Source organism: Terrabacter sp. C0L_2, assembly GCF_036352015.1.
GTDB lineage: Bacteria > Actinomycetota > Actinomycetes > Actinomycetales > Dermatophilaceae > Terrabacter > Terrabacter tumescens.
In genome coordinates this window covers 2,418,960-2,442,253 of sequence record NZ_CP143557.1, presented here as the reverse complement: position 1 = coordinate 2,442,253, position 23,294 = coordinate 2,418,960, and the positions used below count along the sequence as shown (strand labels likewise).

The following is a 23,294-nucleotide window of genomic DNA, read 5'->3' as shown; positions in this document are numbered from 1 at the left end:
CGTCAGACTCTCTCACGCGTCACGACCCGTCTCATCAGGTGGATAGACTCCCGTGGTGACAGTTAGCACCACGACGCGCACCGCGCAGGACGTCACCGCGCAGGCGCGGGACGTCCTCGGGGTGTCGCGCCTGACGAACCATGCCCTCACCTCCTGGCTCCACGGCCTGCCCGGGGTCGACCAGGTCGGCTGCGAGGGGCGTGCGGCCGCGCTCGGCACCCGCTCGGTCAAGACGACGAGCAAGGCCTGGGCCATCGACACCGCCATCGGGATGATCGACCTGACGACCCTCGAGGGCTCCGACACCGTCGGCAAGGTCCGGTCGCTGTGCGCCAAGGCGCTCGTGCCCGACCCACTCGACCCGACGACGCCGCGCCCCGCCGCGGTCTGCGTCTACGGCGACATGGTCGCGACCGCCAAGGCCGCCCTCGGCGACAGCGGCATCCACGTCGCCGCCGTCGCGACGGCCTTCCCGTCGGGCCGGGCCAGCATGGCGGTCAAGCTCGCCGACACGCGCGACGCCTTCGAGGCCGGCGCGGACGAGATCGACATGGTCATCGACCGTGGCGCGTTCCTCTCGGGCGACTACCTCACGGTCTTCAACCAGATCGCCGAGGTCAAGCAGGCCTGCGGCACGGCGCACCTCAAGGTCATCATGGAGACGGGCGAGCTCGTCACCTACGACAACGTCCGCCGCGCCTCCTACCTCTCGATGCTCGCCGGCGGCGACTTCATCAAGACCTCCACCGGCAAGGTCCAGCCTGCGGCGACGCTGCCCGTCACCCTGATCATGCTCGAGGCGGTGCGCGACTGGCGCGACCTCACGGGCATCCAGGTCGGCGTCAAGCCGGCCGGTGGCATCAAGACCACCAAGGACGCCATCAAGTACCTCGTCATGGTCAGCGAGGTCGCCGGCGACGACTGGCTCTCGCCCGAGTGGTTCCGGTTCGGCGCGTCCAGCCTGCTCAACGACCTCCTCCTGCAGCGCCAGAAGCTCACGACCGGTGCCTACTCCGGCGCCGACTACGTGACCATCGACTGACCGCCGCTCCCACGACAGCGCCTCACACGACTGCGCCCACGAAAGACACCTGATGCCGAAGTTCGAGTACGCCCCAGCGCCCGAGTCGCGCGCCATCGTCACGATCGAGAAGTCCTACGGCCTCTTCATCGACGGCGCGTTCACGCGCCCCAAGGCGACCTTCCCCACGATCAACCCCGCCGACGAGACGGTCCTCGCCGAGGTGAGCCAGGCCGGCCCCAAGGACGTCGACAAGGCCGTCGCCGCAGCGCGCCGCGCCTACGAGGGCGTCTGGGGCCGCATGAGCGGCGCGGAGCGGGGCAAGTACCTCTTCCGCATCGCCCGCATCCTGCAGGAGCGGGCCCGCGAGTTCGCCGTGCTCGAGACGCTCGACAACGGCAAGCCGATCAAGGAGACCCGTGACGTCGACGTGCCCGTCGCCGCGGCGCACTTCTTCTACCACGCGGGCTGGGCCGACAAGCTGGAGTATGCCGGCCTGTCCGCCTCCGGGGCCGACGTGCCCCGCCCGCACGGCGTGGTCGGGCAGGTCATCCCGTGGAACTTCCCGCTGCTCATGCTCGCGTGGAAGATCGCCCCCGCCCTCGCGACCGGCAACACCGTCGTGCTCAAGCCGGCCGAGACGACGCCGCTCTCGGCGCTGCTCTTCGCCGAGGTCTGCCAGCAGGCCGAGCTGCCCGCCGGTGTCGTCAACATCATCACCGGTGACGGCCGCACGGGTCAGGCGCTCGTCGAGCACCCGGACGTCGACAAGATCGCCTTCACCGGCTCGACCGACGTCGGCAAGGCCATCGCGCGCTCGATCGCCGGCACCGCGAAGAAGGCGACGCTCGAGCTCGGCGGCAAGGCCGCCAACATCGTCTTCGACGACGCCCCCATCGACCAGGCGGTCGAGGGGATCATCAGCGGCATCTTCTTCAACCAGGGCCAGGTGTGCTGCGCCGGCTCGCGCCTGCTCGTCCAGGAGAACGTCCACGACCAGGTCGTCGCCAAGCTGAAGCGCCGCCTGGAGACCCTGCGCGTCGGCGACCCGATGGACAAGAACAGCGACCTCGGCGCGATCAACAGCAAGGCGCAGCTCGACCGGATCACCGCGCTCGTCGAGGCCGGCGTCGCGGAGGGCGCCGAGCGCTGGAGCCCCGAGTGCACGCTGCCGGCCAAGGGCTACTGGTTCCCGCCGACCGTGCTCACCGGCGTCTCGCAGACGCACCGCGTCGCGACCGAGGAGATCTTCGGGCCGGTGCTGTCCGTCCTGACCTTCCGCACGCCGCAGGAGGCGGTCGCCAAGGCCAACAACACGGCATACGGCCTCTCGGCGGGGGTCTGGACCGAGAAGGGCTCGCGCATCCTCTGGATGGCCGACCAGCTGCGGGCCGGCGTCGTCTGGGCCAACACGTTCGACCGCTTCGACCCGACGTCGCCGTTCGGTGGCTACAAGGAGTCCGGCTACGGCCGCGAGGGCGGGCGCCACGGCCTCGAGGCCTACGTCACCACTGCACCTTCCACCCTGACGGGAGCCGCCCGATGAGCCGCCTCGACGTGCGCAAGACCTACAAGCTCTACATCGGCGGCAAGTTCCCGCGCAGCGAGTCGGGCCGGTCCTACGAGGTCGTCTCGGCCACCGGCGAGTTCCTCGCCAACGCCGCGATGGGCTCGCGCAAGGACGTCCGGGACGCCGTGGTCGCCGCCCGTGGCGCCCTGGCCGGCTGGTCGGGCACCACCGCCTACAACCGCGGCCAGGTGCTCTACCGCGTCGCCGAGGTGCTCGAGGGCCGTCGCGCGCAGTTCGCCCTCGAGGTCGCCTCGAGCGAGGGGCTCTCGGCGCGCGCGGCCAACGCCGTCGTCGACGCCGCCATCGACCGGGTCGTCTGGTACGCCGGGTGGACCGACAAGATCGCGCAGGTGCTCGGCAACCTCAACCCGGTCGCCGGCCCGTTCTTCAACGTCTCGGCTCCCGAGCCGACCGGCGTCGTGGGCATCCTTGCGCCGCAGTCCTCCTCGCTGCTCGGACTCGTCTCCGTCATCGCTCCGGTGATCGCGTCGGGCAACACCGCCGTCGTCGTGACCTCGGCCTCCCGACCGCTGCCCGCCGTGACGCTGAGCGAGGTGCTCGCCACCTCCGACGTGCCCGGTGGGGTCGTCAACATCATCACGGCGCAGACCGCGGAGGTCGCGACGTGGCTTGCCGCGCACCGTGACGTCAACGCCATCGACCTGACCGGTGTGGCCGGCGCCGACGGCGTCGACTGGGCCGCCCTCGAGGCCGAGGCGGCCGGCAACCTCAAGCGGGTGCACCGCCCGACGCTCCTCGACGGCGTCCCCGTCGAGCCCGACTGGACCGCCGACCCGGGTCTGACCCGGATCCGCGCGTTCGTCGAGACGAAGACCGTCTGGCACCCCAAGGGTCTCTGAGCTCGTGGGCACGGGCGACGTGGCCTCCCCCGGGGTTCCTGACGGGACCCGTGAGGGGACGGCTGCCGACGACGGCCCTGGCCGCCGTCGCGTCATCCTGCTCACCGGGCCGAGCGGCGCGGGCAAGAGCCGGCTCTCGGCCCGGTTGGGCGCCGCCTACGGATGGCCCGTCGTGCGTCTCGACGACTTCTACCGCGAGGCGAGCGACCCGCGCCTGCCGAGGTCCCCGCTCGGGATCCCCGACTGGGACCACGCCGACTCCTGGGACGCCGAGTCCGCCGTGACGGCGCTCCGGCAGCTCGTCGACGAGGGCCGGGTCGAGGTGCCGGTCTACGACATCGGGGCCTCGGCCGTGACCGGGCGGCACGTGCTCGAGGCGCGGACCACCGACTTCGTCATCGCCGAGGGGCTCTTCGCCGGACGCCTGGTCGACCCGCTGCTCGGCGAGGAGCTGCTCGCCGAGGCGCTCTGCGTGCGGCAGAACCGTTCGCTGACCGCACTGCGCCGCTTCGTGCGCGACCTGTCCGAGCGCCGCAAGCCGCCGCACATCCTCCTGCGCCGCGGGTTCGCCCTGTGGCGCGACGAGCCGCACGTCGTCGCCCAGGCCGAGGCGCACGGGGCACGGTGCCTGCACCCGCGCCAGGCCGAGGCCGAGCTCGCCGCCCTGCAGCGGGCGGGTGCCGGGGCCTGATGAAGCTCATCGGACTGCTCGGCGGCATGAGCTGGGAGTCGAGTGCGGAGTACTACCGCCTCGCCAACCAGCTGGTGCGCGAGCGGGTGGGCGGGCTCTCCTCGGCTCGTCTGGTGCTGCACTCGGTCGACTTCGCCGAGGTCGAGCGCCTTCAGGCCGAGGACCGCTGGGACGAGGCCGGTGAGCTGCTGGCCTCCGCGGCGACCGGGCTCGAGGCGGCCGGGGCCGAACTGCTCCTGCTCTGCACCAACACGATGCACAAGGTGGCCCCCGCCGTCGAGGTGGCGGTCTCGATCCCGCTCCTGCACATCGGCGACGTGACGGCCGAGGCCGTGCGTGCCGCCGGGATCGGACGCGTGGGGCTGCTCGCGACCGCCTACACGATGGAGCAGCCCTTCCTGCGCGAGCGGCTCGCCGGGCACGGGCTGACCGTCGTCGTCCCCGGCGCCGACGACCGGGCCCTCGTGCACCGGGTCATCTACGACGAGCTGTGCCGCGGTGTCGTCACCGAGGAGTCCCGACGGGCCTTCCGGCAGGTCATCGGTCGCCTCGTCGCTGCCGGCGCCGAGGGCGTCGTTCTCGGCTGCACCGAGATCGAACTGCTCGTCGACCAGTCCGACTCGGCCGTGCCGGTCTTCCCGACGACCCGGCTGCACGTCGAGGCGGCCGTGGCCGCAGCCCTAGACCGCCACTGACGGCTGGGCTCAGGAGGGTGCAGGTGCGACGTGGCCGAGGTCGGCGTAGCCCGGCTTGATGATGCCGTCGATGATCTCGAGTCGCTCGTCGAAGGGGATGAACGCCGACTTCATGGCGTTGATGGTGACCCAGCGCAGGTCGTCCAAGGTCCAGCCCGCCTCGTCCCGCAGCAGGGCCGCCTCCTTGCTCATCGACGTGTCGCTCATGAGGCGGTTGTCGGTGTTGAGCGTGACGCGGAAGCGAAGGCGGCGCAGCAGCGTGATGGGGTGCAGGGCGATGGACGGGGCCGCCGAGGTCTGCAGGTTGCTGCTCGGGCACATCTCGAGCGGGATGCGCTTGTCGCGCACGTAGGCGGCGAGGCGGCCCAGGCGCACCCGGTCCAGGTCGAGCGCCGTGAGAGCGTCCGCGTCGCCCTTGTTGCCCTCGACCCAGTCAGCGAAGGGCGAGCCGTCGATGGTGATGTCGTCGACGATCCGCACACCGTGACCGAGGCGGTCGGCGCCGCACCACTGGATCGCCTCCCAGATCGACGGCAGGCCGAACGCCTCCCCCGCGTGGATGGTGAAGTGGAAGTTCTCGCGGCGGAGGTACTCGAACGCGTCGAGGTGTCGGGTGGGCGGGTAGCCCGCCTCGGCTCCCGCGATGTCGAAGCCGGAGACCCCTTGGTCGCGGTAGCGGATCGCCAGCTCGGCGATCTCGGTGGACTTGGCGGCGTGCCGCATCGCGGTGAGCAGCGCCGTCACGCGGATCGGGTGGCCGGCGGCGGCCGCCTTGGCCTCGCCGTCGCGCAGGCCGGCGTTGACGGCCTCCACGACGCCCTCGAGCGTCAGCCCGCGGCCCAGGTGCTGCTCCGGGGCGTAGCGGCTCTCGGCGTAGACGACACCGTCGGCGGCGAGGTCCTGGGCGCACTCGCTGGCGACGCGGAACAGCCCGTCGCGGGTCTGCATGACGGCGAGGGTGTGGTCGAAGGTCTCGAGGTAGCGCGGCAGGGAGCCGGAGTCAGCGCTGTCGCGGAACCACGTGCGCAGGCGCTCGGCGTCGGTCTCGGGCAGACCGTCGTAGCCCACGTCGGCGGCGAGGTCGATGATCGTCTGCGGACGCAGGCCGCCGTCGAGGTGGTCGTGGAGCAGCACCTTTGGCGCCTGGCGCACCTGCTGGTCGCTCATGGGCTCGGCGCTCACTCCGAGGCTCCCTCGGTGGTCTCATCCTCACGGTTCACCGTGTCCGGGCTGAAGGCGGGCAGGCAGACGGCGACGTACTCGGCGCCCTCCGGTCCGCACGAGTAGCGGATGCGCTCTCCCCCACGGGTGACGACGGACTGACCGGCTGCCACCTCGAGCGTGCCGCCGTCGTGGTCGACGAGCACGGTCCCGGCGAGCACGAGGGTGATCTCGTCGAACTCCGGTGTCTGGAACGGCTCGGACCAGCCGGCCGGAGCGACCATGCGGGCGACGGAGACGGAGGTCTGCAGACCTGCGTCCGGGGTGTTGACGGCACCGACGTGCTCGTCGATGACCTTGCCACCGGGCACGGGAATTCGGGTCGGGGATGCAATGAGCTCAGGCACGACGCCAACTCTAGTCCCACCCGGAATTGGGTGTGGGTATGCGACAACCCCGCCAACGGTGTTGGCGGGGTTGTCGTGAATGTGTGTCCGGCTGCGTCCTACTCTCCCACACCGTCACCAGTGCAGTACCATCGGCGCTGAAGGGCTTAGCTTCCGGGTTCGGAATGGAGCCGGGCGTTTCCCCTTCGCTATGACAGCCGAAACTCTATGGAGATATCAATCAGTGGGCTTGGGTTCCCGTTTGTATCTCGGGAACTGCACAGTGGACGCGTAGCATCTTTGTAAGTCAAGTTATCGGCTTATTAGTACCGGTCAGCTCCACACATTGCTGTGCTTCCACATCCGGCCTATCAACCCAGTAGTCTAGCTGGGAGCCTCTCGCCCTCGCGGGCCTGGAAACCTCATCTTGAAACGTGCTTCCCGCTTAGATGCTTTCAGCGGTTATCACTTCCGAACGTAGCTAATCAGCGGTGCTCTTGGCAGAACAACTGACACACCAGAGGTTCGTCCATCCCGGTCCTCTCGTACTAGGGACAGCCTTTCTCAAGTTTCCTACGCGCACAGCGGATAGGGACCGAACTGTCTCACGACGTTCTAAACCCAGCTCGCGTACCGCTTTAATGGGCGAACAGCCCAACCCTTGGGACCTACTCCAGCCCCAGGATGCGACGAGCCGACATCGAGGTGCCAAACCATGCCGTCGATATGGACTCTTGGGCAAGATCAGCCTGTTATCCCCGGGGTACCTTTTATCCGTTGAGCGACGGCGCTTCCACAAGCCACCGCCGGATCACTAGTCCCGACTTTCGTCCCTGCTCGACATGTCTGTCTCACAGTCAAGCTCCCTTGTGCACTTACACTCGAAACCTGATTACCAACCAGGCTGAGGGAACCTTTGGGCGCCTCCGTTACCTTTTAGGAGGCAACCGCCCCAGTTAAACTACCCACCAGGCACTGTCCCTGATCCGGATCACGGACCGAGGTTAGATATCCAGAACGACCAGAGTGGTATTTCAACGTTGACTCCACCATCACTGACGTGACGGCTTCACAGTCTCCCACCTATCCTACACAAGCCGTACCGAACACCAATACCAAGCTGTAGTAAAGGTCCCGGGGTCTTTCCGTCCTGCTGCGCGTAACGAGCATCTTTACTCGTAGTGCAATTTCGCCGAGTTCGTGGTTGAGACAGTGGAGAAGTCGTTACGCCATTCGTGCAGGTCGGAACTTACCCGACAAGGAATTTCGCTACCTTAGGATGGTTATAGTTACCACCGCCGTTTACTGGCGCTTAAGTTCTCAGCTTCGCCGTGAGGCTAACCGGTCCCCTTAACGTTCCAGCACCGGGCAGGCGTCAGTCCGTATACATCGTCTTGCGACTTGGCACGGACCTGTGTTTTTAGTAAACAGTCGCTTCTCCCTGGTCTCTGCGGCCGATCACGCTCAGACAGCTTGTGTCGTCACGATCAGGGCCCCCCTTCTCCCGAAGTTACGGGGGTATTTTGCCGAATTCCTTAACCACGATTCACTCGATCGCCTTGGTATTCTCTACCTAACCACCTGAGTCGGTTTGGGGTACGGGCGGCTCGAACCTCGCTAGAAGTTTTTCTCGGCAGCATAGGATCACCCTCTTCCCGCATTCGCGGTCACTATCAGGTCTCAGGCTTCATGCGACCCGGATTTGCCTGGATCGCGCCCTACACCCTTGGACGTGGACAACCATCGCCACGCGGAGGCTACCTTCCTGCGTCACTCCATCGCTTGACTACTACCAGATCGGGTCGTGCGCTCCACACACCCGGTAACCCCGAAGGGCTGGTGGGCGTGCTTCAGGCACTTAGCATCACTGGGTTCATCATGGGCGGTCCTTCGCCGGTTCCGGAATATCAACCGGATGTCCATCGACTACGCCTGTCGGCCTCGCCTTAGGTCCCGACTTACCCAGGGCAGATTAGCTTGACCCTGGAACCCTTGGTTATTCGGCGGACGGGTTTCTCGCCCGTCATTCGCTACTCATGCCTGCATTCTCACTCGTGTGGCCTCCACGGCTGGTTCACACCGCCGCTTCCCTGGCCACACGACGCTCCCCTACCCATCAACACGCCTGGACACCAGTCCCGCAGGAGTTGGTGCCGAGCAGTATGTCAATGCCACAGCTTCGGTGGTGTGCTTGAGCCCCGCTACATTGTCGGCGCGGAATCACTTGACCAGTGAGCTATTACGCACTCTTTAAAGGGTGGCTGCTTCTAAGCCAACCTCCTGGTTGTCACAGCAACTCCACATCCTTTCCCACTTAGCACACGCTTAGGGACCTTAGCTGGTGATCTGGGCTGTTTCCCTCTCGACTACGGAGCTTATCCCCCGCAGTCTCACTGCCACGCTCTCACTTACCGGCATTCGGAGTTTGGCTAACGTCAGTAACCTGGTGAGGCCCATCAGCTATCCAGTAGCTCTACCTCCGGCAAGAAACACGTGACGCTGCACCTAAATGCATTTCGGGGAGAACCAGCTATCACGGAGTTTGATTGGCCTTTCACCCCTACCCACAGCTCATCCCCTCAGTTTTCAACCTAAGTGGGTTCGGTCCTCCACGCAGTCTTACCTGCGCTTCAACCTGGCCATGGGTAGATCACTCCGCTTCGGGTCTAGACCCAGCGACTCAAACGCCCTATTCGGACTCGCTTTCGCTACGGCTTCCCCACACGGGTTAACCTCGCCACTGAGCACTAACTCGCAGGCTCATTCTTCAAAAGGCACGCTGTCACCCCACACGCCCAACGGCGGGAGGCTCCAACGGATTGTAGGCACACGGTTTCAGGATCTATTTCACTCCCCTCCCGGGGTACTTTTCACCTTTCCCTCACGGTACTTGTCCGCTATCGGTCACCAGGGAATATTTAGGCTTAGCAGGTGGTCCTGCCAGATTCACACGGGATTTCTCGGGCCCCGTGCTACTTGGGAAACACCACCGGGAGTCCACACCATTTCGTCTACGGGGGTCGCACCCTCTATGCCGAGCCATTCAATGCTCTTCGACTATGACGCAGATTTCTCACTCCCTACAGAGGTGTCAGCCCCTGTTGGCGGGTCCCACGACCCCGAACGTGCAACGCCTGACAGCTATCACACACGCCCGGTTTAGCCTCATCCGCTTTCGCTCGCCACTACTCACGGAATCACATGTTGTTTTCTCTTCCTGTGGGTACTGAGATGTTTCACTTCCCCACGTTCCCTCCACACACCCTATATATTCAGGTGCGGGTGACTGGACTTGCCTCCAGCCGGGTTTCCCCATTCGGAAATCCTCGGATCACAGTCTGGTTATCGACTACCCGAGGCTTATCGCAGATTCCTACGTCCTTCTTCGGTTCCTGGTGCCAAGGCATCCACCGTGTGCCCTTAAAAACTTGAACACTACAAAGATGCTCGCGTCCACTGTGAAGTTCTCAAAATACAACCGGCACCCCACACCCACCACAGACAAACTGCAGCTTCGGCAGGGCCCACATCCAGAAGAAACCTGGCTCCACCACCACAACCACTGGAAACCAGCAGCCGGCAGTGTTGCCCGATCCTTCAGGACCCAACAACGTGTCAGACACCGCACCCCACATCCCCCACGTTCCACTGCGAAGCAAGCTCCGCTTGTACTGGTGAGAGACACCGGGACGGTGTCAAGTAATCGATGTTCCACCCTTGAGCACCCGCTGCCCCACACTCGGGGACAGACCGGGCTGCCATAAATGACTGCTCCTTAGAAAGGAGGTGATCCAGCCGCACCTTCCGGTACGGCTACCTTGTTACGACTTAGTCCCAATCGCCAGTCCCACCTTCGACGGCTCCCCCCACAAGGGTTGGGCCACCGGCTTCGGGTGTTACCGACTTTCGTGACTTGACGGGCGGTGTGTACAAGGCCCGGGAACGTATTCACCGCAGCGTTGCTGATCTGCGATTACTAGCGACTCCGACTTCATGGGGTCGAGTTGCAGACCCCAATCCGAACTGAGACCGGTTTTTTGGGATTCGCTCCACCTCGCGGTTTCGCAGCCCTTTGTACCGGCCATTGTAGCATGCGTGAAGCCCAAGACATAAGGGGCATGATGATTTGACGTCATCCCCACCTTCCTCCGAGTTGACCCCGGCAGTCTCCTATGAGTCCCCACCATGACGTGCTGGCAACATAGAACGAGGGTTGCGCTCGTTGCGGGACTTAACCCAACATCTCACGACACGAGCTGACGACAACCATGCACCACCTGTACACCAGTCCGAAGACGCACCCATCTCTGAGTGATTCCGGTGTATGTCAAGCCTTGGTAAGGTTCTTCGCGTTGCATCGAATTAATCCGCATGCTCCGCCGCTTGTGCGGGCCCCCGTCAATTCCTTTGAGTTTTAGCCTTGCGGCCGTACTCCCCAGGCGGGGAACTTAATGCGTTAGCTGCGGCACGGATCTCGTGGAATGAGACCCACACCTAGTTCCCAACGTTTACGGCATGGACTACCAGGGTATCTAATCCTGTTTGCTCCCCATGCTTTCGCTTCTCAGTGTCAGTAATGGCCCAGAGACCTGCCTTCGCCATCGGTGTTCCTCCTGATATCTGCGCATTCCACCGCTACACCAGGAATTCCAGTCTCCCCTACCACACTCTAGTCTGCCCGTACCCACTGCAAGTCCGAGGTTGAGCCTCGGATTTTCACAGCAGACGCGACAAACCACCTACAAGCTCTTTACGCCCAATAATTCCGGACAACGCTCGCACCCTACGTATTACCGCGGCTGCTGGCACGTAGTTAGCCGGTGCTTCTTCTGCAGGTACCGTCACTTTCGCTTCTTCCCTGCTGAAAGAGGTTTACAACCCGAAGGCCGTCATCCCTCACGCGGCGTCGCTGCATCAGGCTTCCGCCCATTGTGCAATATTCCCCACTGCTGCCTCCCGTAGGAGTCTGGGCCGTGTCTCAGTCCCAGTGTGGCCGGTCGCCCTCTCAGGCCGGCTACCCGTCGTCGCCTTGGTGAGCCACTACCTCACCAACAAGCTGATAGGCCGCGAGTCCATCCCAGACCGAAAAACTTTCCACACCATGCCCATGCGGACTGGTGTCATATCCGGTATTAGCTCCGGTTTCCCGGGGTTATCCCAGAGTCTGGGGCAGGTTACTCACGTGTTACTCACCCGTTCGCCACTGATCAGACCAAGCAAGCTTGATCGTCACCGTTCGACTTGCATGTGTTAAGCACGCCGCCAGCGTTCGTCCTGAGCCAGGATCAAACTCTCCGTTGATGTTCAAACACCCACCCCCGAAAAGAGGACGAGCAAACTTTGAACCCATGAAGGGCTCGAAAACCTGACTGAAGTCGAACAACCAGCTCAAAAAGAGTTGATCATTCAGTTTCAACCAAAGGATAATTCGCACCAAAACCAACCCAGACCACCCTCATGGATGACTCCGAGCCAGCCTCGGGACGAGGTAATTGGCATCGATTTTTGACACGCTGTTGAGTTCTCAAGAATCGGACACACACCATCAACCACCTCAACGAGGAGGCCTCCGGGGCAACCCTTCAAACTTACCCGCCGCACCGATCCGAGTCAAACCCGCTCCCGATCCGTAGACCGGCCGCGAGGACCCGCAGTGAGGCGGTTCCTGCACCCGAGACCGTACTGGTTCGACCAGCGAGTCTCGGTCCATGCTGGTCAGCCCCGGGACCGGCCAACTTCGCTCGCGATCACTCGCTCCGCGGTGGCGTCCGTTCCTCCCTGTCGGGCTGACGAAGAGAACAGTAACCCGGCCTCGCCGCGGAGCACAAATCCGTTCCCCTACCCGATGCAGCCGCCCCACGAACGGCCGTCGAACCGGCTCGGCTCAGGGCCGTCGACGGCCACCCGCCCGAGCGGGCCGCAACGTCAGGAGACGCGGTCGATGACGATCGGGGGCAGGTCGGGACGCGAGCCCTCGGGAGCGATGGTGAAGCCACCCTCGAGCGCCTCGAGCGCCCGGGCGAAGCGGTCCGGCTCGTCGGTGTGCAGCGTCATGAGGGGCTCTCCCCCACGCACCGTCGCCCCCGGCTTGTGGTGCAGCTCGACGCCGGCGCCGGCCTGAACGGGATCCTCCTTGCGGGCGCGCCCCGCACCCAGGCGCCAGGCGGCCACGCCGACGGCGAGGGCGTCGAGCTGCACGAGCACCCCGTCCGCAGGAGCGAGCACGTGGTGGGTCTCCTTGGCCGTCGGCAGCGCCGCGTCGGGGTCCCCACCCTGCGCCTGGATCATCCGGCGCCACACGTCCATGGCCCGCCCGTCCGCGAGGACGTCCGCGGGGTCGATGTCGGAGCGTCCCGCACCGGCGACCATCTCGCGCGCGAGGGCGAGGGTCAGCTCGACGACGTCCGCCGGCCCCCCGCCGGCGAGCACCTCGACGGACTCGCGCACCTCGAGGGCGTTGCCGGCCGTCAGGCCGAGCGGGGTCTCCATGTTGGTCAGCAGCGCGACCGTGTGCACGCCGGCGTCCTTGCCGAGCCGCACCATGGTCTCGGCGAGCTCGCGCGCCTGGCCGAGCTCCTTCATGAACGCCCCCGAACCGACCTTGACGTCCAGGACGAGCGACCCGGTCCCCTCGGCGATCTTCTTGCTCATGATCGAGGTGGCGATGAGGGGCACGCACGACACGGTCCCCGTGACGTCGCGCAACGCATACAGCTTCTTGTCGGCGGGGGCGAGGCCCGAGCCGGCGGCGCAGATCACCGCGCCGACGTCCTCGAGCTGGTGCATCATCTGCTCGTTGGTGAGGTCGGCGCGCCACCCCGGGATCGACTCGAGCTTGTCGAGCGTGCCCCCCGTGTGGCCGAGCCCGCGACCCGAGAGCTGCGGGACGGCGACGCCGCAGGCTGCGACGATCGGCGCCAGGGGCAGGGTGATCTTGTCGCCCACTCCCCCGGTCGAGTGCTTGTCGCTCGTGGGGCGCGAGAGCCCGGAGAAGTCGAGACGCTCACCCGAGCGGATCATCGCGTCGGCCCAGCGCGCGATCTCGCGGGCGTTCATCCCGTTGAGGTAGATGGCCATCGCGAGAGCAGACATCTGCTCCTCGGCGACGGCGCCCCGGGTGTAGGCGTCGATGACCCAGTCGATCTGGGCGTCGGACAGCTCGGCCCGGTCGCGCTTGGCGGAAATGACGTCTACGGCATCGAAGGCTTCGCTCACGGGACCATCATGTCCCAGCCCGGACGAGGCCGGAGCAGGACGTGCGCGTGTGCCGTTCAGCCCTGGCCGAGACGCAGGTTGTCGGGCCCGAACGCCTGCGGCAGCACGACCGACATCGGCAGCACACCCTCCGGCGTCATGAGCAGGCAGTCCGGACCGCCGTTCTCCCACAGCAGCTGCCGGCAGCGACCGCACGGCATGAGGGCCTGACCGTCACCGCCGACGCAGAAGACGGCGGTGAGCCGGCCCCCGCCGGTGGCGTGCAGCTCCGAGACCATGCCGCACTCGGCGCACAGCGTCACGCCGTAGGCGGCGTTCTCGACGTTGCAGCCGGCGACGACGCGGCCGTCGTCGACGAGCCCGGCGACGCCGACCCGGAACTCGGAGTACGGCGCGTACGCCCGCTCCATGAGCTCGACCGCGCGCAGCCGCAGCGACTCCCAGTCGACCGCTTCGCGCTCGACCGCGCCGTCACCAGCAGGGTCACCACCGAGCGACCCGGCCGTATGCCGTCCAGCGGGCTGGACGGCATACGGCTGCGTCTCGTGGCCGGTGGCCTCGTCGGCGGAGGACACCTAGTGGTCCCCCGCCATGAGGCGACCGATCTCGGTGCGGTCGGCATCCTTGCCCGGCATCTCGGCGACGACCTTGCCGCCGTGGATGACGGCGATGCGGTCGGCGAGCGAGAGGACCTCGTCGAGCTCGGCCGACACGAGGAGCACGGCCGCTCCCGCGTCACGGGCCGCGACGATGCGCCGGTGGATGAACTCGATCGAGCCGACGTCGACACCACGCGTGGGCTGGGCGGCCATGAGCAGCTTGGGCCCGAAGCTCATCTCGCGCGCGACGACTACCTTCTGCTTGTTGCCACCGGACAGCGAGCCGGCCATGGCCTGGACCCCCGCCGCACGGATGTCGAACTCGGTGAAGAGCGCCTCGGCGTTCTTGCGGACCTCGTCGAAGTCCCGGACGAACCCGTTGGCGAACGGCTTCTCGGAGAACCGGTTGAGCACGAGGTTGTCGGCGAGGGAGTAGGACGCCACGAGGCCGTGGCGCTCACGGTCCTCGGGAATGTGCCCCACGCCCGCGACGTGCGTGTCGTGCGGGTTGGCCTTGGTGATGTCCTTGCCGAGCAGGTCGATGCGACCCGACTGCGGCGGACGCATGCCGGCGATCGCCTCGACGAGCTCGCGCTGGCCGTTGCCCTCGACACCGGCGACACCGACGATCTCGCCTGCGCGGACGTCGAGGGAGAACCCGTCGACGGCCCGGAGCTGGCGGTCGTCGAGCACCACGAGGTCGCGGATCGACAGGACGTCGTCGCCCGGAGTCGCCTCCTCCTTGTCGACACGGAGCACGACGTCACGACCGACCATCATCGTGGCGAGCCCGCGGGCATCGGTGTCGGCCGTGGCGACCTCGCCGACGACCCCGCCCTGGCGCAGCACGTAGACGCGGTCCGCGACGGCGAGGACCTCACGCAGCTTGTGCGTGATGAAGACGATCGAGGTCCCGCCGGCGGCGAGCTCCTTCATCACGGTCAGCAGCTCGTCGGTCTCCTGCGGCGTCAGCACCGCCGTGGGCTCGTCGAGGATGAGCAGGTCGACCCGGCGCGAGAGCGCCTTGAGGATCTCGACGCGCTGCTGGGTGCCGACCGGGAGGTCCTCGACCTCGACGTCGGGATCGACCTTGAGACCGTGCTTGTCGGACAGCTCGCGGACGAGCCGGCGCGCGCCCTCGATGTCGAGGACGCCCCGGCTCGTCGTCTCGTGCCCGAGGATCATGTTCTCGGCGACCGTCATGACGGGGACCAGCTGGAAGTGCTGGTGCACCATGCCGATCCCGCGACGGATCGCGTCCTTCGGGTCCTTGATCGGGCTCGCGTCGCCCTTGATGGTGATCGTGCCGTGGTCGGGCTTGATGAGGCCGAAGATCTGCTTGACGAGCGTCGACTTGCCGGCGCCGTTCTCGCCGAGGAGGGCGACGATCTCGCCACGTCCGACGTGCAGGTTGATGTCGCGGTTGGCCCGGACGGTGCCGAAGGACTTGGACAGGCCCTCGATGTCGAGCAGGCGCTCGGCCGGCGCCGTGGAGCCGTCGGCGGCCTCCACCGGGCGGTCCCGTGCGGTGTCCCGGGTGGTGTCCTGGGTCGAGTCCTGGGTTGCTTCCTGGCTCACGAGCCCTCTCCCTTCACGAACGGCTGGCCGACGGCTGCGGGCGCGCGGACCCGGCCGGCGGCGACCGCCAGCACGATGAGCGTCAGGAGGTACGGCAGCAGGGTGATGAACTGCTGCGGGATGCTGATGACGCCCTGCAGCTGCGACGCGAGCGCGTTGGTGAAGCCGAAGAACAGCGCCGCCGCGAAGACGCGAAGCGGTCGCCAGCCGCCGAAGATGAGGATGGCGAGGGCGAGGAAGCCTCGGCCTGCGGTCATCCCGCGCTCGAAGCCGCCCGTGGCCTCCATGGACAGGTAGGCCCCGGCCGCACCGGCGAAGATGCCACCGATGGTGACGTTGACCAGCCGCATGCGGATGACGTCGATGCCAGCGGTGTCGGCCGCCGACGGGTACTCGCCGATGGACCGGGTGCGCAGGCCCCAGCGGGTGCGGAACAGCGCGAAGTGCACGACCGGCACCGACACGAGGGCGAACAGGGCGATCGGCCCCGACTGGAAGAACACGTCGCCGATGAGCGGGATCTTCGACAGCAGCGGGACCTCCCACTGCGGCATGTTGGCCGAGAGGACCTTGCCCGGACGGTAGAAGAAGGACGTCAGACCGGTCGCGACGATGTTGATGACGACACCGGCGATGATCTGGTCCATCAGCCCCTTGACCGTCGTCAGGGCGAGGAACGCGCCCATGGCGATGCCGGCGAGCATGCCGACGAGGACGCCGACGACGAGCGAGCCGGTGGCGGCCGCCGAGAAGAACGCCGCGAAGGCCGCGACGAGCATCTGGCCCTCGATGCCGATGTTGACGACACCGGACCGCTCACCGACGACACCGGTGAGGGCGCCGAGCACGAGCGGGACGGCGAAGAACCACGCGCCGCTGAACATCGAGGTCGCGACGTTGGAGTTGACGGCGTAGAACACGTAGGCCGCGACGAGGATGACGAGACCCGCGCCGACGGTGATCTGGTTGCGCTTGAGCCACTCCATGTCAGGACCCCCAGCTGCTCGCGAGCGCGGACGACTTGGCGGTGTGCCGGCGGAAGATCAGCTTGGCGATGATCGGCAGCGACACGAGCAGCAGCGTGATCGCCAGCAGCATGTCGACGATCTCGGGCTGGATGCCGGTGTTGAACATCAGCGTCGACGACCCGGCGCGGAGCGCACCGACGAGCAGCGCGGCCGGGATGGTGCCGAGGGGGCTGGACCGCGCGAGCAGCGCGATGGTGATGCCGTCGAAGCCCAGCGAGCCGGCGATGCCGTCCTGGTAGCGGTAGGGGTCGATCTCGAGGTACTCGATCGAGCCCGACAGGCCCGCGAGCCCACCGGCGACGGCCATGGCCAGCACGATCATCCCGCCGAGCTTGATGCCGGCGTAGGACGCGGCGTGGCGGTTGCGGCCGATGGTCTCGAACTGGAAGCCCAGCGTGGTCCGGCGCAGCATCCACGCGACGAGGATCGCGAGCACGAGCGCGATCGGCAGGCCGATCGGGACGAACCCGAGCGGCTGGAACTGCGCCGCCTCGGGGGCCGGGTAGGACGACGGGTAGGACTGGGTCGGGTCCTTGAGCGGCCCGTTGACGAGGTAGTCGATGAGGCCCGCGGCGATCGAGTTGAGCATGATCGTCGAGATGACCTCGTGGACGCCGCGGGTCGCCTTGAGCGCTCCGGCGATCGAGGCCCACATGGCGCCGCCGAGGATGCCTGCGACCATCGCGATGACCGCGATGAGAAAGCCCGGCGCCTCACGCACCGCGTGCGCGGCGGCCGCGGCACAGATGGCGCCCGACATCAGCTGCCCCTGGGCGCCGATGTTGAACAGGCCGACGCGGAGCGGAATGACGACCGCGAGGCCGCAGAGGATGAGCGGCACCATCTTCTCGAAGGTGCCCCGTAGACCGTCCGCCGTGCCGAAGGAGTAGGAGAAGAGGCTCTGGTAGGCGTACATCGGGTTGACGCCCTGGGCCCGGATCAGGACCGCACCGATGGCGAGCGCCGCGATGACCGCCACGATGGGCACGATGATGGACTGCTCACGGACGAGCAGCCCCAGGACCCCCGTCGGTGGCGGCGGTGCGCCTCGCTCGGCCACCACGGGCGGCGGTGCTGTCTCCGTGGCTACGGCGCCCGTCGCGGGGCGGCCGTCCGACGGCTCATCTCTGGGATCGGCCATCTCGGACCTCTCGACTCCTTGTCTGGACCAAACTCATGCTGCGATGCACGCTCGGCGCCGGTGACCCGAGGCAGAACGGCGTCGAGCGGGTGCCCCGGTGGAGCACCCGCTCGACGACTTCATGAAGGGACTCTAGTGCGGATGGGATCCGCCCCAGAACGAAACTCGATCAGGGCTTGTAGCCCGTGGCGAGCGAGCCGTCCTCGAGCTTCTTGACGACGTCGGCGACCTTGGTCTTGACGTCGGCCGGGACCTTGCTGTCGAAGTCGTGGAACGGCGAGATGCCGGCGGTGCCGAAGAAGTTGCCCGGCTTGACGGTGTTGCCCTTGATCTGCTTGAGCAGCTCGCCGATGCCGTCCTTCTCGTGCTTCTCGGCCGAGGTGATGAGGCAGGGGTGCGCGGCCGGCAGGGTGTCCCACTGGTCGAGGTCGACGCCGATGCAGAAGACCTTGTCGCCCGCACCGCTCGTCTTGGCGGTCTCCTGGAGTGCGCCGTTGCCCGTGCCACCACCGGCACCGAAGATGAAGTCCGCGCCCTGCGCGAGCATCTTCTTGGCCTCACCGGCACCCCACACGGGGTCGTTGAAGGCGGTGTTGCCGGCCGGGTGGTAGACCTTCGAGACGGTGACGGCCGGGTTGGCGGCCTTGGCGCCGTTCTCGTAGCCCGCGGCGTAGGCCTGGGTCGGGGGGATCTCCTGGCCGAGGACGACGCCGATCTTGTTGGACTTCGTCATGGAGCCGGCGAGGAAGCCGGCGGCGTAGCCCGCCTGGTCCTCGTGGAAGATCAGACCGGTGACGTTCGGGACGACCGGGTCGGCCTGGAACTGGTCGAAGCCGATGAACTTCGTGTTGGGGTACTGCTTGCCCGCCGCGCGCGTGGCGTCGGCCATGAGGAAGCCGACCGTGACGATGACGTCGTACTTCGCGTCGGTGAACTGCTTGATGTTCTTCGCGTAGTCCTTGGGGTCGGTCGTCTCGACGTACTTCGTCTGCGCCCCGAGCTCACCCTTGACCTGCTCGACACCCTCCCAGGCAGCCTGGTTGAAGCCCTTGTCGTCGACCTTGCCCACGTCGGTGACGAGGCCGACGCAGAACACCTCGGCGCTCGAGCAGTCGCCCGAGGCAGCCGTGTTGGTGCCACCACCAGAGCCGGTGGCGGGACCCGACGTCCCACCGCAGCCCGCGAGTGCGGCGACCAGACCGGTCGCGACGACGGCACTCAACTTCACATGTGAACGCAAGGCGCTCTCCTTCAGTCCGTCGGGCCGACGACGACATCGGCCCAGATAGCACGGAACTGTAGACCCCGGCACGACAAGATCTGAGCGGCTCGGGTCAAGTCGCAGGAAGTGTTACCGATCCGCGACCGCACCCAGTGGCGTGACTCCTGCGAGGGTCGCAGTGCCCGCCAGCTGGGCGGCTGCGGAGAAGACGACACCGGCCAGCGTGCTCGCCCCGACGGTGATCGCGGCCTCGTCGATGACGAGGTCCCCGCGGTGCAGGTCGAAGGTCGCGCCACCGGCGGCACGGGTGCCGAGGCGGGCCATCGCGCCGGGGACGTGGGTGAGGTACCACGCGAAGTCCTCGCCGCCGAGGGACTGCGGCGTCGGGGCGACGAAGGAGCCGGTGCCGGTCACCGCGGCCGTGAGCGCGTCGATGCAGCCGGCGTCGTTGACGACCGGGGGCACGCCCTTGGTGATCGTGACCTCGGCCTGTACGGCATACGGCTTGACGACCTCGTGGACGACGGCCTCGAGGAGACGCTCGACGCCCTCCCAGATGCCGGCGTCGAGCATGCGCAGCGTGCCGCCGACCTTGCCGGACGACGGGATGACGTTGTGGGCGCCGCCCGAGTGGATCGAGCCCCACACGAGCGCCGCGCCCGCGCGCGGGTCGAGACGGCGCGACAGCACGGCCGGCACGTCCGTGACGACCTTGGCGAGGGCATACGTGAGGTCCTGCGTCAGGTGCGGGCGCGAGGTGTGGCCGCCCCGCCCGGAGAGCGTGACCTCGATCTGGTCGGCCGCGGCGGTGATGGCGCCGACGCGCAGTCCCACCTGCCCCGCGTCGAGGCTGGGGTCGCAGTGCAGCGCGAAGATGCGGTCGACCCCGACGAGGCCGTCCTGGGCCACGACGTCCTCCGCCCCGCCGGGCATGAGCTCCTCGGCGGGCTGGAAGACGAGGCGGGCACCGACGCCGGACGCGACGAGCCGCTCCTCGACGGACTTGAGCGCGAGCGCCGCGCCGATGAGCGCCGTGGTGTGCACGTCGTGACCGCACGAGTGGCTGACGCCGTCCGTCTGCGAGGCGAAGTCGAGGCCGGTCTGCTCGCGGATCGGCAGCGCGTCGATGTCGGCGCGCAGCGCGATGCGGTGGGCGGGCTCGGTCGCGCCGAGGTCGGCGACGAGGCCGGTGCCGCGCAGCCGCCGGACGGCGATGCCGGCCCGCTCGAGCCGCTCTGCGACGAGTGCGGTCGTGCGCACCTCACCGCGCCCGAGCTCGGGATGGGTGTGCAGGTCGCGGCGGATCGAGACCAGCTCCGCGGCATGCTGCTCGACGGTGCGAGCAAGGGCCTCGAAGGGCAGTGGGGCGGAGCGGTCGGTCACGAGCACCGGAGTCTAGCGAGAGGATGGTCGCCGACCCCGGGCGCGGGGTCCCGACGAGGCAGGGAGGTCACGCGTGGAGCAGGAGTCAGCGTCGGTGCCGGCGCTCGGTCCCGACGCCGTCCGTTCCCTCGTGGGCGTCGTCGACCGGGCGCTGCCCTTCACCACGCTGACCTGCGACGCGTCCCCCGCGACGGTGTGGTGGAGCGACGTGCTGGCCCACGTGCGCGCGGGCGCCGACCCGCTCGAGCCGTGGCGCTCGGGGCTGGGCGGGCAGATGGGGCGGCGTCACGGCGTGTCGGTGCCGACGCACGTGCCCGCCGCCTTCGTGCTGCAGTGGGCGTGCGAGGTCGCCGCCACACCGATCGCGTATGCCGCGTGCCTCGGCCCCTGGCTCCTCGTGCCGTCGGGTGCGGGGCTGGGGTTCGAGCTCGCGCCGGGTCTCAACCCGGCGCGCATCGTCCTCGAGCCGGAGCGCGCCTCGCTGGAGGTGGACGAGGACCCCGCGCGGCGTCTGGAACGCGGCCACGCGGCATACCTCGGCCTCGTCTCGGAGGTCGTGACGGCGTACGCCCCCGACGTGCGGATGGGGTCACGGCAGCGGTGGGGCGTCGTCGAGGACATGTGGGCCACGTCGGTGCGGCTGGCCCGCGGCGCCGCCGGCGAGAGCGTCGGGCCCGAGCCGACGCGGGTGTCGTGCTGCTTCATCTACGCGCTGCCCGGGATGCGGGAGTGCGCGGCCTGCCCGCGCGGTGGCCGCTGACGCCGGGAGTTCGGCCGGAACTAGGGTTGCCGCCATGCGTGCGAACCTGCCCGGGTCAGACCTGCTCGTCGTCCACGAGGAGGTGCAGGAGGCCCTCGACGCCGGCGTCGGTGTCGTGGCCCTCGAGAGCACGATCCTCGCCCACGGCCTCCCCCACCCCGACAACATCGAGATCGGGGCGCAGATCGAGGACGCCGTCCGGACCGGCGGGTCGGTCCCGGCCACGATCGCGGTGCTCGACGGCGTCGTGCACGTCGGCCTCGGCGCCCGGGAGGTCGAGCGGGTCTGCACCGACCCCGACATCGCCAAGCTCTCGGTCCGCGACGTGGGTGTCGCTGCGGCACTGGGACTTTCGGGAGCGACGACCGTGGCGTCGACCTCCGCGCTGGCCCACCTGGCTGGGATCCGGGTCTTCGCGACCGGCGGCCTGGGCGGCGTGCACCGAGGCGCGTCCGAGACGTTCGACGTGTCGGCCGACCTCGGCGTCGTCGCCTCGACGCCGGTCCTCGTCGTGTGCGCGGGAGTGAAGTCCATCCTCGACGTGGCGGGGACGCTCGAGACCCTCGAGACGCTGTCGGTGCCGGTGCTCGGCTACCGCACCGACGCGTTCCCCGGCTTCTACCTGTCCGACTCGGGGCAGCCGGTGCCGTGGCGGGTCGAGTCCGCGGCGGAGGCGGCGCGCGTCGTCGTCGCCCGGGCACGGCTCGGGACCGACGCGGCCGGCGTCGTGCTCGCCAACCCGCTGCCCGTCGACCGGCAGGTCGAGCGCGGGCTGCACGACCGGCTCGTCGAGGAGGGGCTCGCGCTGCTGGAGCGCGAGGGCGTGCACGGCAAGGACGTCACCCCGAGGCTGCTCGAGTACTTCCACGACCACTCCGGCGGCGAGTCGCTGCGCGCCAACGTCGAGCTCGTCCTGTCCAACGCGGCGCTCGCCGGAGAGGTCGCCGCCGAGGTGGCGACGCAGACGGCAGCACGCGCATGACGACGCGGCCGGTGGTCGTCGTCGGCGACGTGGGGCTCGACGTCATCACCCGCCCCTCCGGCGACATCCGGTGGCACTCCGACACCCCGTCGGCCGTGGCCCTCGTCCCCGGCGGCGCGGGCGGCAACTCCGCGTCGTGGCTGGCCGGGCTCGGCGCCGAGGTGACACTCGTCGCGCGGGTGGGTGACGACGCCGCCGGGGCCGCCTGCCGTGGCGAGCTCGAGGCGGCCGGCGTCACCTGCGCCTTCGCCGTCGACCCCGCCCTGCCGACGTGCATGGTCGTCATCCTGCTCGACGGCCACGGCGACCGGACGATGTTCCCCGACCGGGGCGCCAACAAGGCCTTCTCCGTGGCCGACGTCGACCTCGCCTCGCTCGGTCTTCCCGCGGAGCCGCGGCCCCACCTGCACCTGTCGGGCTACGTGCTCTTCGACGCCGGGTCGCGGGCGGCCGGTCTCGAGTCGCTGCGCCAGGCCCGCTCGCTGGGGTGGAGCACGTCGGTGGACCCGCAGTCGCCGGCCCTCATCGAGCGTGAGGGCGTCTCGTCGTTCTTGGGTTGGGTGGACGGCGTGGACCTGCTGCTGCCCAACGAGAACGAGGTCGCCGCGCTCGGCGGGCTGGCCGCGATCCTCGGGCACGCGCGCGAGGTCGTCGCCACCTACGGCGCGGCGGGCGCCCGGTGGGTCGGCGCCGACGTCGACGAGAGCGCCGAGGCGCCCTTCGTGGACAACGTCGACGCCACGGGGTGTGGCGACGCCTTCAACGCCGGCCTGCTGTCGGCCTGGCTCGGTGGCGCGGACCGGTCCGGAGCCCTACGCGCCGGGGTCGCGGCCGGCAGCGCAGCGGCAGCGCGCGTGGGCGCCCGACCCAGCTGAACGGCATACGCCCTCGGTCGGGACGCGCGACGGGTCAAGTGACAGGACGTATGCCGTCCGGTCGGCTCACCTGACCGAGCATCGACCCCGGTCGGCCTGTCGCTTGACCCCTGTGGACGGCGAGTCG

General features: G+C 67.9%; 17 protein-coding genes and 3 rRNA genes. 8 read left to right on the top strand and 12 right to left on the bottom strand.

The annotated features are described in order from the left end of the window. The first annotated feature begins 55 nt into the window (after positions 1–55). Genes deoC through U5C87_RS11210 form a run of 5 tightly spaced genes read left to right on the top strand, consistent with a single transcriptional unit; the run spans position 56 to position 4,837 of the window. Positions 56–1,042 (top strand): deoxyribose-phosphate aldolase, encoded by a 987-nt coding sequence (deoC, locus tag U5C87_RS11230; protein WP_443082054.1) that lies wholly within the window; start codon positions 56–58, stop codon positions 1,040–1,042. Positions 1,043–1,094: 52 nt separating this feature from the next. Further along, complete coding sequence (locus U5C87_RS11225; RefSeq protein WP_330472685.1) at positions 1,095–2,567, top strand: aldehyde dehydrogenase family protein; 1,473 nt, start codon at positions 1,095–1,097, stop codon at positions 2,565–2,567. Further along, positions 2,564–3,451 (top strand): aldehyde dehydrogenase family protein, encoded by an 888-nt coding sequence (locus U5C87_RS11220; RefSeq protein ID WP_030203203.1) that lies wholly within the window; start codon positions 2,564–2,566, stop codon positions 3,449–3,451. Before U5C87_RS11225 ends, U5C87_RS11220 begins: the two co-directional genes overlap by 4 nt. Positions 3,452–3,455: 4 nt before the next feature. Beyond that, entirely contained in the window at positions 3,456–4,142 is a 687-nt protein-coding gene (locus tag U5C87_RS11215; RefSeq protein WP_330472684.1) for a uridine kinase family protein, read from the top strand. Then, positions 4,142–4,837 (top strand): aspartate/glutamate racemase family protein, encoded by a 696-nt coding sequence (locus U5C87_RS11210; RefSeq protein ID WP_330472683.1) that lies wholly within the window; start codon positions 4,142–4,144, stop codon positions 4,835–4,837. Before U5C87_RS11215 ends, U5C87_RS11210 begins: the two co-directional genes overlap by 1 nt. A gap of 9 nt (positions 4,838–4,846) precedes the next feature. Here the strand turns inward: U5C87_RS11210 and U5C87_RS11205 are convergent, their stop codons facing one another. The 12 genes from U5C87_RS11205 to U5C87_RS11150 form a co-directional block, all read right to left on the bottom strand. Next, positions 4,847–6,004: an adenosine deaminase gene (locus U5C87_RS11205; RefSeq protein ID WP_330476682.1), complete on the bottom strand. Its 1,158-nt coding sequence runs from the start codon at positions 6,002–6,004 to the stop codon at positions 4,847–4,849. An 11-nt stretch (positions 6,005–6,015) separates the two neighbouring features. Beyond that, the gene (locus U5C87_RS11200) at positions 6,016–6,405 is read right to left on the bottom strand and encodes a cupin domain-containing protein (protein ID WP_330472682.1); all 390 of its coding nucleotides are present in this window, start codon (positions 6,403–6,405) and stop codon (positions 6,016–6,018) included. Between the two features lie 85 nt (positions 6,406–6,490). Next, a 5S ribosomal RNA gene (gene rrf, locus U5C87_RS11195) occupies positions 6,491–6,607 on the bottom strand. Positions 6,608–6,687: 80 nt separating this feature from the next. After that, positions 6,688–9,818, bottom strand: a 23S ribosomal RNA gene (locus U5C87_RS11190). A 345-nt stretch (positions 9,819–10,163) separates the two neighbouring features. Further along, a 16S ribosomal RNA gene (locus U5C87_RS11185) occupies positions 10,164–11,685 on the bottom strand. The 16S, 23S and 5S rRNA genes sit together here, the layout of an rRNA operon. 624 nt (positions 11,686–12,309) lie before the next feature. Next, the gene (locus U5C87_RS11180; protein ID WP_330476639.1) at positions 12,310–13,599 is read right to left on the bottom strand and encodes a thymidine phosphorylase; all 1,290 of its coding nucleotides are present in this window, start codon (positions 13,597–13,599) and stop codon (positions 12,310–12,312) included. 56 nt (positions 13,600–13,655) lie between these two features. Then, positions 13,656–14,009, bottom strand: coding sequence for a cytidine deaminase (locus tag U5C87_RS11175; protein WP_443082132.1), 354 nt, complete (start codon positions 14,007–14,009; stop codon positions 13,656–13,658). Positions 14,010–14,174: 165 nt separating this feature from the next. Then, positions 14,175–15,776, bottom strand: a complete 1,602-nt coding sequence (locus tag U5C87_RS11170) for an ABC transporter ATP-binding protein (protein ID WP_330476638.1) — start codon at positions 15,774–15,776, stop codon at positions 14,175–14,177. Next, a complete protein-coding gene (locus U5C87_RS11165; RefSeq protein WP_330476637.1) occupies positions 15,773–16,762 on the bottom strand; it encodes an ABC transporter permease in 990 nt (329 codons plus the stop codon). The genes U5C87_RS11170 and U5C87_RS11165 overlap by 4 nt, the downstream gene beginning before the upstream one ends. A 1-nt stretch (position 16,763) precedes the next feature. Continuing rightward, positions 16,764–17,867: an ABC transporter permease gene (locus U5C87_RS11160; protein ID WP_330476636.1), complete on the bottom strand. Its 1,104-nt coding sequence runs from the start codon at positions 17,865–17,867 to the stop codon at positions 16,764–16,766. Positions 17,868–18,114: 247 nt separating this feature from the next. Then, positions 18,115–19,173 carry a BMP family lipoprotein gene (locus U5C87_RS11155; protein WP_330476635.1) on the bottom strand — a complete coding sequence of 353 codons (1,059 nt, stop codon included), beginning with the start codon at positions 19,171–19,173 and terminating at the stop codon, positions 18,115–18,117. Positions 19,174–19,296: 123 nt separating this feature from the next. Next, positions 19,297–20,556 carry an amidohydrolase gene (locus U5C87_RS11150; protein ID WP_330476634.1) on the bottom strand — a complete coding sequence of 420 codons (1,260 nt, stop codon included), beginning with the start codon at positions 20,554–20,556 and terminating at the stop codon, positions 19,297–19,299. A 67-nt stretch (positions 20,557–20,623) separates the two neighbouring features. Here U5C87_RS11150 and U5C87_RS11145 point away from each other — a divergent pair, with 67 nt between their 5' ends. From U5C87_RS11145 to U5C87_RS11135, 3 genes are read left to right on the top strand one after another with little or no spacing between them, the layout of a single operon-like run. Then, positions 20,624–21,310 carry a (2Fe-2S)-binding protein gene (locus U5C87_RS11145; protein ID WP_330476633.1) on the top strand — a complete coding sequence of 229 codons (687 nt, stop codon included), beginning with the start codon at positions 20,624–20,626 and terminating at the stop codon, positions 21,308–21,310. 34 nt (positions 21,311–21,344) lie between these two features. Continuing rightward, entirely contained in the window at positions 21,345–22,292 is a 948-nt protein-coding gene (locus U5C87_RS11140; protein WP_330476632.1) for a pseudouridine-5'-phosphate glycosidase, read from the top strand. Then, a complete protein-coding gene (locus tag U5C87_RS11135) occupies positions 22,289–23,167 on the top strand; it encodes a carbohydrate kinase family protein (protein ID WP_330476631.1) in 879 nt (292 codons plus the stop codon). Before U5C87_RS11140 ends, U5C87_RS11135 begins: the two co-directional genes overlap by 4 nt. Positions 23,168–23,294: the final 127 nt, after the last annotated feature.

Coding starts and splice junctions, on each gene's coding strand:
- U5C87_RS11225 (WP_330472685.1), top strand. CDS start 1,095: ATGCCGAAGTTCGAGTACGCCCCAGCGCCCGAGTCGCGCGCCATCGTC.
- U5C87_RS11220 (WP_030203203.1), top strand. CDS start 2,564: ATGAGCCGCCTCGACGTGCGCAAGACCTACAAGCTCTACATCGGCGGC.
- U5C87_RS11210 (WP_330472683.1), top strand. CDS start 4,142: ATGAAGCTCATCGGACTGCTCGGCGGCATGAGCTGGGAGTCGAGTGCG.
- U5C87_RS11205 (WP_330476682.1), bottom strand. CDS start 6,004: ATGAGCGACCAGCAGGTGCGCCAGGCGCCAAAGGTGCTGCTCCACGAC.
- U5C87_RS11175 (WP_443082132.1), bottom strand. CDS start 14,009: ATGGAGCGGGCGTACGCGCCGTACTCCGAGTTCCGGGTCGGCGTCGCC.
- U5C87_RS11165 (WP_330476637.1), bottom strand. CDS start 16,762: ATGGAGTGGCTCAAGCGCAACCAGATCACCGTCGGCGCGGGTCTCGTC.
- U5C87_RS11140 (WP_330476632.1), top strand. CDS start 21,345: ATGCGTGCGAACCTGCCCGGGTCAGACCTGCTCGTCGTCCACGAGGAG.
- U5C87_RS11135 (WP_330476631.1), top strand. CDS start 22,289: ATGACGACGCGGCCGGTGGTCGTCGTCGGCGACGTGGGGCTCGACGTC.